The organism is Paenibacillus vini, assembly GCF_018403325.1.
Taxonomy (GTDB): Bacteria; Bacillota; Bacilli; order Paenibacillales; family Paenibacillaceae; genus Fontibacillus; species Fontibacillus vini.
Window position 1 is genome coordinate 66,784 of the sequence record NZ_BOSL01000020.1, and the last position, 13,652, is coordinate 80,435.

Consider the following 13,652-nt stretch of genomic DNA (forward strand, 5'->3'; position numbering starts at 1 on the left):
CTCACGTGCTGTGTATGATAAAATAGTGGGGATGCTATGCTTTAGGGCATGACAAAGTCATTGATCATAGAAAAGTGGGGAAGAAGCGACATGGAGACTTTGCTGCTGTGGTTATTCTATATTTCATCGCTATATGCGTTCATACCTGGACTGATTACACGCATATTTGGCTTTCGGGTGTTCAGACGCGGGGTGAGCGATGATACATTTGCACTTACTTTTGACGATGGTCCAGATCCTGTTTATACCCCTAAATTGCTGGATTTGCTGAAGCGTTATGATGCCAAGGCAACCTTCTTCGTTGTCGGTTCCAATGCGGAGAAACATCCCGATTTGATTAAACGGATGCATGAGGAAGGCCATTTGATCGGAAGTCATAATTATGTGCATAAGACAAACTGGCTGATGGGACCTGCGGCCGTCAAGAAACAGATACAGAAAACAAGCAACATCATTCAGGAAGTAACAGGGCTCAAAACGAATTACTATCGTCCGCCATGGGGCATTGTGAACCTGTTTGATTTCGCGAAGCGGGATAATACGCAAATTGTGCTCTGGTCAGCGATGTTCAGTGACTGGCGCGAACGGATCGGCTCAGATCGCCTGACCGAGCGGATGATGAAGAAGCTTCGGGGCGGAGAAGTATTCCTGCTGCATGATTGCGGATCTACGCTGGGAGCCAACAGCGGCGCACCGGGCGAAATGCTGATCGCTTTGGACCGGATTCTGCAAGAGGCTGAGAAGAGAAATCTGAGAAGCATTCGGGTAGATGAATTGATTCGGACAAGCGAATCGGTGAAGAATCTGGCGAGTTCTGACGGGAAGGTTACACCGGTCGGTCCCAAGCGGTTGTCGTGGGCCAAACGATGCGTTGTTTTTTTGTGGTTGCTTTGGGAAAAAATATTCCACCTGTTGTTCCAGCTTCAAACGGCCAACAAGGAAGATCCGTTCTTGCATTTTCGAATCCGGCCTTATCACGGGGACCCTGTTGAAATGATCGGAGGAAACATGCTTCGCGGCGGAGACAAGGTCATGGAACTGCATTTTGACAATAAAAAGCTGTTTGAAATAGGTACGCGCTCCAAGTCTCCCGTACAGCTGGCTATCAAGATGGTTCGCAGCATGGAGAAGGAATTGCCGAAGCTGGCAAAGATCGTGGTGGACCATCACGAATTGCATGAGGTCAAAGCGCTTTACGGCGTAAGCATGATTAACCGCGGACCTGAACAGTTCGGCTTTACGGTGACCGATCTTCCGAAAGGCTGGTTTGCCAAATCATCGCAATGGTACTTGAAATTTTTGCTTCGAGTCATTCATCCGGATGGAGGCTCCCGGTTAAAGCAGTCCGCCGAGCATATGATTCCCAAGCTGATCGTGATGCCTGTCGATTATCTCGTTACGCAGTATTTGACAGACGGTTCTCATCGGAAGATGGCCGGGAAACAGGAAAATGAAGTAGTGGAAGAAGAAGCGGTTTTAAGCGCGACGATTCCATGCCCATAGCACTTTTAAATCCATGATACAAAAAAGAAACCGTCCGGCAGCTGCCCGGACGGTTTCTTCATGTATGTTGATTATCAAATGAATATTAGATCTTCAATACGCCGCCGGAGCTAGCGTTAGTAACGAGCTTGGAATAACGGGCAAGGTAGCCGGTTTTAACTTTTGGCTCGAAGCCTTTCCAGTTGGCGCGGCGGCGTGCCATTTCTTCGTCATCGACGTGCAGTTCGATCTTCCGGTTGTTCAGATCCAATTCGATGATGTCACCATCTTCGACAAAGGCGATCGGTCCGCCTTCAGCGGCTTCCGGAGAAATATGTCCGATGCTGATACCGCGGGAAGCGCCGGAGAAGCGTCCGTCGGTGATGAGGCCGACTTTGGCTCCAAGGCCCATGCCGACGATTTGGGAAGTAGGAGCCAGCATTTCCGGCATACCCGGTCCGCCTTTTGGTCCTTCATAGCGGATGACCACTACGCTGCCTTCCTTCACCTTGCCGTTTGCGATGCCTTCAAGCGCTTGCTCCTGGGAGTCGAAGCAGATGGCAGGGCCTTTATGATAGCCGCCGACCGAAGGATCCACGGCGCCGACTTTGATGACGGAACCTTCCGGAGCCAGGTTACCGTACAGAATGGCCAAGCCGCCTTTTTCCGAATGCGGCTTATCGATCGGATGGATGACGCTGTGATCCAGAATCTCGCAGCCTTCCACGTTTTCGGCGATCGTTTTGCCTGTTACGGTGATCCGGTCTCCATAAATGGCTCCCGGCTTCTTGAGCAGCTCATGCAGTACGGCGCTTACGCCGCCGGCGCGGTGAACGTCCTCGATGAAAAGATCGGAGGCAGGAGCCAGCTTAGCGATATGAGGTACGCGGTTTGCTACTTCATTAATGCGCTCCAGCGGATAATCGATCCCCGCTTCCTGCGCCAAGGCGAGTGTGTGCAGCACCGTATTCGTGGAGCCGCCCATAGCCATGTCGAGCGCAAACGCGTTGTCGATCGATTCCTGAGTTACGATGTCGCGCGGCTTGAGGTCCAGATTGATCAATTCCATCAACTGACGTGCCGATTGTCTTACGAAATCGCGGCGTTCTTCAGCCACCGCCAGGATCGTTCCGTTACCCGGCATAGCCAAGCCCAATGCTTCCGCCAGACAGTTCATGGAGTTAGCCGTGAACATACCGGAACAAGAGCCGCAAGTAGGACAACCGAATTGTTCAAGCTCGAGCAGATCATCATCGCTGATTTGTCCCGCTTGATGGGCGCCTACGCCTTCAAATACGGAAGTAAGCGAAAGCTTGCGGCCTTTGCTGTCTACGCCGGCCTTCATCGGTCCGCCGCTGACAAACACGGTCGGAATGTTGACGCGAAGTGCGCCCATCATCATTCCCGGTGTGATTTTGTCGCAGTTCGGGATGCAGACCATGCCGTCGAACCAGTGTGCGGAAACGACGGTTTCCAGGGAGTCGGCGATAATTTCCCGGCTCGGCAGGGAATAACGCATTCCGATGTGGCCCATGGCGATTCCGTCGTCCACACCGATCGTGTTGAACTCAAACGGTACTCCGCCGGCTTCGCGGATTGCTTCTTTGACGATTTTGCCGAACTCCTGCAGATGCACGTGTCCTGGCACGATATCGATATACGAGTTGCACACCGCGATAAACGGTTTGCCGAAATCTTCTTCCTTCACGCCTGCGGCCCGCAGTAAGCTGCGGTGAGGAGCGCGGTCGAAGCCTTTTTTGATCATGTCTGAACGCATTTTTTTTGCTGCCATGATGATTCACCCCACTAAAAGAATATATTGATTTTGGAACTTTACACCGCTAAAGGTTTTCTTTAAAGTCTATCATATGTATTCCGGTTTTTCTAGCAACGAAAAAAAGAAACCCCGGTGCTACCGGAGCTTCTTCTGCAAGGAAACCGGGTAAATAACCACGACTTCCATTATTTGTTGTTATTATTGCGGGCTTCTCCGCCTTTTCGGCCAATCTCGCGGTAAAACTCCTTGTCATGCTTCTCCGAAGTGGCTTCTCCGCCCTTTTGGCCAATCTCTTGGTAGAATTCCTTGTCATGGTTGCGGGAGGTTGCTTCTCCGCCCTTTTGGCCGATCTCCTGATAAAATTCCTTACCGTGGTTTTTGGAGGTGGCTTGTCCTCCTAAACGGCCTGCTTCCTCACGGCTCATTTTACCCTTGCTCCGTGCCATGCTTATCAACTCCTTAGGTCGTTTTTGTCTTCCGTATGCTTTATTTACCACGGTCAGTTAGTTTGAAACCAATATTCGAAATAAAAAGCAAAAAAGCAAAAAGGACCTATATGGTCCTTTTTGTGTATTTTATATCAAAATTTGTTAATGATTGAATTGTCCGAGAGCTCTACGCTCCAATTCTACTACCCATTGAACCGGCGGTTCAATCGCCGGGGAGGTCCATTTACGGACAGCCGGCTGGCTGAGCAATACGGTCAGGATCACAGCTCCGGCAATCAGACCGAGGGTGGCCGCTCCCGTATGAATATAGTCATAGAGCGGAGAAGCCGCCGCCACACGGATAATCAAGCCGTGAAGTAAAAAGACGTACAGCGTTCTGCGTCCGAAATCCGTCAGCCGGCTCTCTTTTGCCGGAACAAAGGAAAGGAAGATGGCGCCGGCAAACAGCTGCAATAGGTACAAAGACAGTCGGATTAATCCGGCATACCATTCGTGATGATCGAGCTGCATATAAGTCATGTTTCCATATAACCAGCCGGGAATCAGATTGCCGCCTCCCAGGTAAAGTACAAGGAACAGTCCTGCCGATAGCATCATGCCGGTGACTCTAACCTTACGGGTAAGGAATTTCTCCAAAGCGGCAAAAGAAAAGTGATAGCCCGCTATGAAGAACGGGAGGAACACAAAGGTCCGGGAAAAGCTGAGCCAGGTTCCGTCCAATTGCAGATAGCCGACCAGTACGCCCAGAAGGACCGAGATGGCAATCTGTTGAAGCGGCGAACACTTGCGTAAGGATAGCAGGACCAAACGCCAGCAGAAATGGCTGGCCAGGAACCAAAGAAGCAGGTAGGGTGCAAAGAACGAATGTTGAATATTTTTCACTTGGAATACGGTTATATCAAGCACGGAGTACAAGGTTTGAAAAATAATATACTGCATGCCGATCTGAAGCAGTACTTTGCGGCCGGCTTCCCCGGTGAGGCTGGATTTGGCAAAATACCCGGTTACAAATACGAACAGAGGCATATGAAAAGTGAAAATCCACATATAGAGCGAATGAATTCCATCCATCCGGCTAATTAGCGGTTCTATCGCATTGCCGATAAAGACGCATACGATGAGCAGAAAGCGCAGGTTGAGGAAAAATGTCTCACCCCGTTGATTTAAATGTGTTGCCGACATGACGTTAAGCCCCTTCCCATGCAGCTTTCGCTACCCGTAAAGCAATAGCAGAGCAACAGCTGGAATATTAAAAATTTGAATTATTGTTCTCTTGTTTAAAAATACTCTCTTTGAAAGGGAAACCTTGTGATTAATATCACAATAGAAAACGCTCTCAGATGTCTTAGTTGTGACCAACTGATGAAACCTGCTCCATTGCGGTTTTGTCTCTTTGCTATGCACGGGGTACAATGAGGATAATATATAGAAAATTCAAAATTTTAGGCGATGCTTGGAGGTGCTTGAATGCCAGTTGTACATATCGGGGATCATCCGGTTCCGTGCCGGGGGATTTTGTTCGATAAAGACGGAACCCTGCTCGATTTTATGGAGCTTTGGGGAGGTTGGGCGGAGACGCTGACCAAGCTGCTGGAAGGTCATCTTGCGGTATTGGGAGCTAAGTTGCCGGTCTCTGCGACAGGGCTAATGGGTTTACATTACGATAAGGCAGGACGTGCCGCAGGATATGACAGAACCGGCCCACTTGCGATGGGGACGGAAGAAGAAGTCACCGCGATCTTGGCCTGGCAGCTTTATAATGCCGGAGTACCATGGAACGAAGCTGTAGTTCAAGTCCGCCAATTCAGCGCTTCGGCAATGGTAGAAGTTGAAAAACGGAAGAGCGCCCACCCGATGCCTGGTTTGGGCGGCTTCCTGGATTCCTGCCGCATTGCGGGAATACGACTCGGGGTAGTTACTTCCGACACGACTCCCGAGGCTTTGAAGCATCTGGAATGGCTCGGCATCCTGGAATATTTCGATAGCGTGGTCGGCCGGGACAGGGTGATGAAAGGGAAACCTGATCCGGAGATGGCTTATTTGGCCATGCGCGAGCTGGGGATTACCCCGGAGGAGTGCGTGGTGATCGGAGACAGCAATGCGGATATGGCGATGGGGGTGCGGGCCGGTGCGGCACTGAGGCTCGGAATCGCGCCGGACGGCGATGGAGCCAGCTATCTGCTTGATGCTGACAAAATTATTACCGATTATACGGAGTTGAAGGCGACCCCATAAAAGGGGCCGGAAGGAGGACTTATACGATGGCAGGGATATCGCAGTCGAAAAGTGATATTTTGGCGGAATGGATTCAGGCAAGCAAAAGGATTGTATTCTTTGGGGGAGCAGGCGTCTCTACGGAGAGCGGGATACCTGATTTTCGTTCCGCCGCGGGGATTTATCAAATGGAAAAGGAATCGCCATACTCTCCTGAGGAAATATTAAGCCGGAGTTTCTTTAATCGTCATCCGGAAGTATTCTTTGATTTCTACAAAACAAAGATGATTCATCCGGAAGCAAGGCCGAATCCGAGTCATTCCCTGCTGGCCGATTTGGAGAAGGAAGGCAAGCTCCAGGCCGTCGTGACGCAAAATATAGACGGTCTGCACCAAATGGCGGGCAGCAAGAACGTCCTGGAGCTTCATGGCTCGATACACCGCAACTCTTGCATGGACTGCGGCCGCTTACATAGCTTGGACGAGGTGATGAGTAGTCCGGAGGTTGTTCCTCACTGCAAAGCGTGCGGCGGGGTCGTGAAGCCCGATGTCGTATTGTACGAAGAAAGCCTGGACGAGCGGGTCATCGGGGAGACGGTCAAGTCCATTGCGGAAGCGGACTTGCTGTTGATCGGCGGAACCTCGCTCACAGTTCAGCCGGCCGCGTCTTTCATTACCTATTTCCGGGGAGAACGGACCGTTCTGCTCAATGCTTCCAGCACGGCCTTCGATCACAGAGCCGATCTTCACATCAAGGATCCGATCGGGAATGTGATGAAGGACGTCGGAAAGAAGCTTCGCGGGCTCTAAGTAGTCGAATTGTTTAAAGCAAGAAGCAAGAAAACGGTTTCTTGCCAAAGGCATTTGAACGAGCTATTATATTTTGCGAAGGCATTTCACATCAGGAAGGATGGGAAACAAGATGGTCTATACCGCCAGCGATGATCGCTATGAAACTATGAAATATAACCGTGTAGGACGTTCCGGCTTGAAGCTGCCGGCCATTTCGCTCGGATTGTGGCATAACTTCGGAGGTGTGGATACCTTCGAAAACGGACGTGAAATGTTACGGCGTGCGTTTGATCTTGGAATCACTCATTTTGACCTGGCTAATAATTACGGGCCCCCTGCGGGTTCGGCCGAAGAAATGTTTGGACAGGTTCTAAAGAAAGACTTCGCTCCTTACCGGGATGAAATGGTGGTTTCCACCAAAGCCGGTTATTATATGTGGCCTGGACCATACGGAGAATGGGGGTCCCGCAAGTACCTGGTCTCCAGTCTGGACCAAAGCCTGAAGCGGATGGGCCTTGATTATGTGGATATTTTCTATTCGCATCGCCCCGATCCGGAGACTCCGCTGGAGGAAACCATGATGGCGCTGGATCATATCGTGCGTTCGGGAAAAGCGCTGTATGTGGGAATTTCCAGCTACTCTGCCGAACAGACCGCCGAGGCGGTTGCTATTCTGAAAGAATTGGGCACCCCTCTGCTCATTCATCAGCCAAGCTATTCCATGCTTGAACGCTGGATCGAGAACGGATTGCAGGACGTATTGGAAGAAAACGGCGTCGGCAGCATTGCTTTCTGCCCGCTCGCTCAAGGTTTGCTCACAAACAAATACCTGAACGGCATTCCGGACGATTCCCGGGCCAAGAGCAGCACAGGGTTTCTGAAAGAAGAACAGATCACGCCGGAAACGCTGCGGAAAGTCCGGGCGTTGAACCAGATGGCTGCGGCCCGCGGCCAAAGTCTGGCACAGTTCGCGCTGGCCTGGGTGCTGCGCGGCGGCAGAGTCACCTCCGCCCTGATCGGTGCCAGCCGCGTCAGCCAAATCGAGGAGAATGTGCAGGCGCTCAGCAAGCTGGACTTCAGCGAAGAGGAACTGGCCCGCATCGAAACGATTTTGAATACGAATGGAGATCATCAATAATTAAGCGCATAAAGGGACACACCCCTATTATCCGGCATCATGGATGGATAGGGGTGTTTTTTAGATGAGTCTGGCCTGACGCGTTTTTCCGGTACGCGCTGGGGGACTCGCCGTGGAATCGGCGGAATTGGCGGGAGAAATACAAGGCGTCCGCCAAGCCGACGGAAGCAGCGATTTGCTCGATCGACAATTCAGGCCGCTCGCGGAGCAACTGACGCGATTTGTCGATTCTCAGCTTCAGCAGGTAGGTGACCGGCGTAAGTCCGGTTTCTTTTTTGAAAATTCTGGACAAATAGGCCCGGTTATACCCAAGGCTCGAACACATCTGTTCAATTGATAAAGGATGCGCATACTGGCTGGACATGTAGTGGATCATTTGTTTAACGATACGCTGCACACCTGTCTCGCCCGCCGGAAGCGCGGACTCCCTTACAAGCGTCTCCTCCGCATCCGCCATGATAAGATGCAGGTATCCGAGCGAAGCCAGATGAGAGCTGGGCTTTTTACTGCGAAAAGCTTGAAGGACCGTCTCTAGCAGTCCGGGAATCCGGCTGTCAGGGCCGGGTTGGAACACCGGAAGATGGGGCGTGAAGCCCGCCCGGGAGATGAGTTGGTGCGCTTTGTCTCCATTAAAGGCAATCCACCGGTAACGCCAAGGAGCGACCGTATCGGAAGCGTAGCTGACAAGCTGGTCCGGCTGGATCAGGAAACAATCGCCTTCACTGAGATCGTAATGGGCGAATTCGGTTTGAAAGCTGCCTTTGCCTTCCTCAACAAAATGAAGAAGAAAGTAATCATAGACTTTAGGGCCGAGACGGTGATCGGCCTGGGTCTGGCTTTCCCCGGCAAACAGCACATGCAGGTCGCTAACCTCATTAATTTCCGGATTGGCTGCCGCGCTATAAGTTTCATGAATCATAAGAGAGCCTTCCTTTCTGCAGGATGGTCACATTTATCCATATAATTCTCGCATAGATGCATTATCAAAAACAAGGCTGTTTTTTATACTAAGTGTAGAACTTAAGATTCCATGAAGATGGGGTGTACGTAAAATGAAAAAACAGGAAATGGAACAATTGTTTATATCACGTTGCGGAGGGAGCGAAGAAACCGTAAGGATCTTCAATGCTCCGGGCCGGGTCAATCTGATCGGCGAGCATATCGATTACAACGGCGGTTATGTACTGCCGGCCGCTTTGGAATTCGGAACCACGGTTGCCGTCCGGAAACGGAACGATAAGAAAGTTACATTTGCATCAACCAATTTGCCTTATACTGCTGAAATCGAACTGGATGAATTGGGCAAAACCAAAACGGAAGAGTGGGTTGATTATCCGGTAGGTGTGATCGTGGAGCTTGGCAAAAAGGGCATTACCCTCACGAGCGGTTATGATCTGCTGTTCCATGGTGAAATTCCGAATGGGGCGGGCCTTTCCTCTTCGGCTTCCATTGAAGTAGTAACTGCCTTCGCGCTGCTGTCCATGGAAGGGCAACCTACGGATAAAGTCGAAATCGCGGTCCTTTCGCAAAAAGCGGAGAACCTCTATGTAGGCGTAAACAGCGGAATTATGGACCAATTCGCCGTATCGAACGGGGCCCAGGATCATGCGATTCTGCTCATGTGCGATACGCTGGAGTATAAATTGGTGCCGTTCAAGACGGGAGCGTACAAGCTGGTCATCGGCAACACGAACAAGCGCAGAGGGCTGGTGGACTCCAAATATAACGAGCGCCGGGAACAGTGTGACGCTGCTCTGCGCATCGTTCAGGAGGAAGAACCTCAGATTCAGTATTTGGCTCACCTGTCGCCGGAACGTTTTGAAAAAATGAAAGGGAAGTTCACGGATGAAGTGCTGCTCCGGCGCGCGGCCCATGTGGTGGAAGAAAACGCCCGCGTGTTGAAATCGGTGGATGCGCTGAGCGCAAACGACCTGACTGCTTTTGGTGCGCTGATGAACGCCTCTCACGATTCCCTGCGCGATCTGTATGAAGTAAGCTGCATGGAGCTGGATGTGATGGTGGAAGAAGCGCGCAAGATTGAAGGTACGCTTGGCGCGCGGATGACCGGTGCCGGATTTGGCGGCTGCACGGTATCCCTTGTTCATGAAGATGCAGTAGACCGCTTTGTATCCGAAGTAGGCTCGGCTTATAAGGAACGTACCGGTCTGGAAGGCGAGTTTTATGTATGCGGCGTCGGCAATGGAGTCCATGAAGTGAAAGGGGATAACTGAACATGGCGATTTTAGTGACTGGCGGAGCCGGATATATCGGTTCCCATACGGTAGCGGAACTGCTGGACAAAGGCAAGGAAGTTGTAGTTATCGACAATCTGCAATCCGGGCATAGAGGGGCGCTGCTTGGCGGGAAGCTGTATGAAGGGGATTTGCGTGACAAAGAGCTGCTCGCCAAACTGTTCGCCGAGAATGAGATTGAAGCCGTAATTCATTTTGCCGCTAACTCCCTGGTCGGAGAAAGCATGCAAAATCCGGTGAAATACTACGACAACAACGTTTACGGAACGCTCTGCCTGCTTGAAGCGATGGATGCCGCGAATGTGCGGAAAATCGTCTTCTCCTCCACGGCGGCGACCTACGGCGAACCGGATAAGGTGCCGATTGAAGAGACCGACCCTACGCAGCCTACTAATGTGTATGGGGAAACCAAGCTGATGATGGAACGGATGATGTCTTGGTTCAATAAGGTGCTGGGTATCAAATACGTAGCTCTCCGTTACTTTAATGCTGCAGGAGCTCACGAGAGCGGGCGGATCGGCGAAGATCACAATCCGGAAAGTCACTTGATTCCGCTGATCCTGCAAACGGCGCTGGGTCAACGTGATTCGATCAAGGTGTTCGGTGACGACTACAATACGCCTGACGGAACTTGCGTCCGCGACTATATCCATGTCGGCGATTTGGCCGATGCCCATATGCGTGCGGTTGACTATTTGATCGGCGGCGGAGACAGCAACGTGTTCAATCTTGGAAACGGTCAAGGCTTCTCGGTCAAAGAGGTTATTGCCAAAGTCAAAGAAGTGACAGGCCGCGACTTCCCGGTTGTCCTTAGCCCACGGCGGGAAGGCGACCCTGCCATTTTGATCGCCTCTTCGGATAAAGCGAGAACCGTGCTCGGCTGGGAACCTACTCGTAACAAATTGGACGATATTATCCGCAGCGCCTGGGAATGGCATCTCAATCATCCTGACGGCTACGGTGACAACTAAGGAGTGAAGAATAGTGGAAGCTGAAGCTAACCAAAACAGACAAGAAGCGCAGTATGCTATAGAACGGCTGACTCACTATGCTTTGCAGCAAGGGTTGATCGACTGGTGGGACCTCGATTATTCACGGAACCGGCTGCTGGAATTGTTCGGATTTGACGAGCCGTTTGCAGGTGAAGTCGGAGAGGAAGTATTGACCGGACCACAGGGACCGCTAAACGTATTGATCGACTATGGCGTTGAAATCGGACTGATTCCGGAAAATACGGATACTTTCCGTGATTTGCTGGACGCCCGTATCATGGGACTTTTAATGCCGCGTCCTTCGGAAACAATTGCTAAATTCCGTCAAACGGCAGAGAATGGCGGCATTCAGGCGGCTACGGACGAATTCTATAAGCTGTCCGTGGACAGCAACTATATCCGGATGGACCGGGTTGCACAAAATATATATTGGAACCAGCCGACGTCCTTCGGAGATATGGAGATCACGATTAACCTCTCCAAGCCGGAAAAAAATCCGAAGGAAATCGCGATGGCGAAGCTGCTTCCGCCGCCGGTTTATCCGAAGTGCCAGCTCTGTCGGGAAAATGTGGGTTACGCAGGGCGGATCAACCATCCGGCCCGGCAAAATCTGCGCGTCATTCCGCTCGAGCTGAACGAGGAACCGTGGTTTTTCCAATACTCGCCTTACGTGTATTACAATGAGCATTGCATCGTATTCCACCATGATCATGTGCCAATGAAGCTGACCAAGTTGACCTTGAAGCGGCTGCTTGATTTTACCGGGCGGTTCCCGCACTACTTTATCGGGTCCAACGCGGACTTGCCGATCGTGGGCGGCTCCATTCTGACGCATGACCATTTCCAGGGTGGACGTCACACCTTCCCGCTGGAGAAGGCTCCGATCGAAGCGGTGTTCAGCCATCCGGAATTTGGCGGAGTAACGGCGAGCATGGTGCACTGGCCAATGTCGGTGCTGCGGCTTAAGGGACAGGATCCTGAAGTTTTGCTGGAGGCAGCGAACGATCTGTATGAAAAATGGAAAGCCTACAGCGATCCTGATGCGGAAGTGCTGGCCTTTAGCGAAAATACCGAAGGTGGTTCCGGCGAACCTGTGCCGCATAACACGGTTACGCCGATCGTCCGGCGGAGCGCGGACGGCGGATATGAATTCGATATCGTACTGCGCAACAATCGCACGAATGAGCAGCATCCCGAAGGAATCTTCCACCCTCACCGGGAAATGCATCATATCAAAAAAGAAAATATCGGCTTGATTGAAGTGATGGGCCTCGCAATTTTGCCGGGCCGTCTGAAACAGGAATTGGCCGATATTGCGAGTATTTTGAGCGGCGACGCTGCATTGTACGAGCGGACCGTTTCGAATCCGGCCGGCGACAGCCCGTTGGCCGTTCACGCCGATTGGATTAGAGAACTGGTGGCTCGCCACGGCATGACGCTGGAGCGCGAGCAGGCCGATGCGCTGCTCAAAGAAGAAGTAGGCCGCAAGTTTGCGGAAATTTTAGGCCACGCGGGTGTCTTTAAAGTAGACGAAGCCGGACGCGAAGCGTTCCGCCGCTTTGTCGGCGCCGCGGGTTATCAAGAGCTGTCCTCTTAAGGGGGACGGCTTTTTTTTGAAGTAAAGTTGGCCTAAAGTTGGCTTAGCGTTGGCCTTACACGAGGCAGGTGGCCTGCGGATTGCGCAGTATGGTAAAGCACAACCGGACGGTAGCAGCGAAGCGGAGAGGAGCCTCATTGGATTTTTCCAATGAGAAGATGCAACAAAAGCAGGCTGAAATAGTTTGATTGGATATTTCCATTAGAAAACTTCTGTTTGAGCCATTTTGAGCGATTTGTAGGAATGTTCATTGGAAATATCCAATGAAACAGTGAAGAGTCGCGTATACTAGCCGTTTTAATTGGATTTTTCCAACTAACTTGCCCTGATCTAACCCGATCATTCCTAGTAGTGGCTAATGGAGCGAAAGAGTTGAAGTTAAGTTGTTAAAGTAGATAGTGTGGAATGAAGTAGATGGTAAATGGTAGGTGGTATGTGGAGTTTGGATGTGGAATGAGGTAGGTAGAATGTGGTATGTGTGGTATGTGGAATGTGGTATGTGCTATGTGCTATGTGGTATTTGGTTTGTGGAGTGAGTAGTGAGTTAGTGAGTAGTGAGTTAGTGAGTAGTGAGTAGTGAGTAGTGAGTAGTGAGTAGTGAGTAGTGAGGTAGCTGGTTGGTGTTAAGTGTTGTGGTATGTGCCTACCAGTCTGTGCGCGATTGGATAAAATCCAATCATATAGTCTAATATCTGTTGAAACCAGATTTGGTTGGAGAAAATCCAATGAGAAAAGTGATTAGAACAGATTTGATGAGGATTTGGGGTGTTTTTTAGCCTCGTCATTGGAAAAAATCCAATCGCGTCTGAATTTTGACCTAAATCGGAGATTTCCTATAAAGCCCCCTAATCACCTTGGACACTTTCAGGCTAAACGATATACAATAAAAATTAGCTGGAGGTAGTTCGAATGAGAGTTCAGCACAGTAAGTTCGATGAGCTGCGAATACAGGTCGTCGAG

The 13,652-nt window shown here is 50.9% G+C and carries 11 protein-coding genes; 7 read left to right on the plus strand and 4 right to left on the minus strand.

The genetic code is table 11. The features are described 5' to 3' along the window. Positions 1–90 precede the first annotated feature (90 nt). Positions 91–1,503, plus strand: a complete 1,413-nt coding sequence (locus KJS57_RS22895; protein WP_213656483.1) for a polysaccharide deacetylase family protein — start codon at positions 91–93, stop codon at positions 1,501–1,503. Between the two features lie 85 nt (positions 1,504–1,588). Here KJS57_RS22895 and ilvD read toward each other — a convergent pair whose 3' ends face one another. The 3 genes from ilvD to KJS57_RS22910 all read right to left on the minus strand — a co-directional run bounded on the left by ilvD (position 1,589) and on the right by KJS57_RS22910 (position 4,890). Further along, positions 1,589–3,274 carry a dihydroxy-acid dehydratase gene (gene ilvD, locus KJS57_RS22900; RefSeq protein ID WP_213656471.1) on the minus strand — a complete coding sequence of 562 codons (1,686 nt, stop codon included), beginning with the start codon at positions 3,272–3,274 and terminating at the stop codon, positions 1,589–1,591. Positions 3,275–3,444: 170 nt separating this feature from the next. After that, positions 3,445–3,705, minus strand: coding sequence for a KGG domain-containing protein (locus tag KJS57_RS22905; protein ID WP_211020091.1), 261 nt, complete (start codon positions 3,703–3,705; stop codon positions 3,445–3,447). Positions 3,706–3,849: 144 nt separating this feature from the next. After that, entirely contained in the window at positions 3,850–4,890 is a 1,041-nt protein-coding gene (locus tag KJS57_RS22910; protein ID WP_213656472.1) for an acyltransferase family protein, read from the minus strand. Between the two features lie 285 nt (positions 4,891–5,175). Between KJS57_RS22910 and KJS57_RS22915 the strand changes: the two genes are divergently transcribed. The 3 genes from KJS57_RS22915 to mgrA all read left to right on the plus strand — a co-directional run bounded on the left by KJS57_RS22915 (position 5,176) and on the right by mgrA (position 7,851). Further along, positions 5,176–5,943, plus strand: coding sequence for an HAD family hydrolase (locus tag KJS57_RS22915; protein ID WP_213656473.1), 768 nt, complete (start codon positions 5,176–5,178; stop codon positions 5,941–5,943). Positions 5,944–5,969: 26 nt separating this feature from the next. Next, positions 5,970–6,731 (plus strand): NAD-dependent protein deacylase, encoded by a 762-nt coding sequence (locus KJS57_RS22920; RefSeq protein WP_213656474.1) that lies wholly within the window; start codon positions 5,970–5,972, stop codon positions 6,729–6,731. A 112-nt stretch (positions 6,732–6,843) separates the two neighbouring features. Then, the gene (gene mgrA / locus KJS57_RS22925; protein WP_213656475.1) at positions 6,844–7,851 is read left to right on the plus strand and encodes an L-glyceraldehyde 3-phosphate reductase; all 1,008 of its coding nucleotides are present in this window, start codon (positions 6,844–6,846) and stop codon (positions 7,849–7,851) included. Positions 7,852–7,888: 37 nt separating this feature from the next. Here the strand turns inward: mgrA and KJS57_RS22930 are convergent, their stop codons facing one another. Further along, positions 7,889–8,770 carry an AraC family transcriptional regulator gene (locus KJS57_RS22930; protein ID WP_213656476.1) on the minus strand — a complete coding sequence of 294 codons (882 nt, stop codon included), beginning with the start codon at positions 8,768–8,770 and terminating at the stop codon, positions 7,889–7,891. A 148-nt stretch (positions 8,771–8,918) separates the two neighbouring features. Between KJS57_RS22930 and KJS57_RS22935 the strand changes: the two genes are divergently transcribed. Genes KJS57_RS22935 through KJS57_RS22945 form a run of 3 tightly spaced genes read left to right on the plus strand, consistent with a single transcriptional unit; the run spans position 8,919 to position 12,692 of the window. Next, positions 8,919–10,082, plus strand: a complete 1,164-nt coding sequence (locus tag KJS57_RS22935) for a galactokinase (protein ID WP_373316854.1) — start codon at positions 8,919–8,921, stop codon at positions 10,080–10,082. A gap of 2 nt (positions 10,083–10,084) precedes the next feature. Continuing rightward, positions 10,085–11,074: a UDP-glucose 4-epimerase GalE gene (gene galE / locus KJS57_RS22940; RefSeq protein ID WP_213656478.1), complete on the plus strand. Its 990-nt coding sequence runs from the start codon at positions 10,085–10,087 to the stop codon at positions 11,072–11,074. 13 nt (positions 11,075–11,087) lie between these two features. Next, complete coding sequence (locus KJS57_RS22945; protein ID WP_244861677.1) at positions 11,088–12,692, plus strand: UDP-glucose--hexose-1-phosphate uridylyltransferase; 1,605 nt, start codon at positions 11,088–11,090, stop codon at positions 12,690–12,692. The last annotated feature ends 960 nt before the right edge of the window (positions 12,693–13,652 follow it).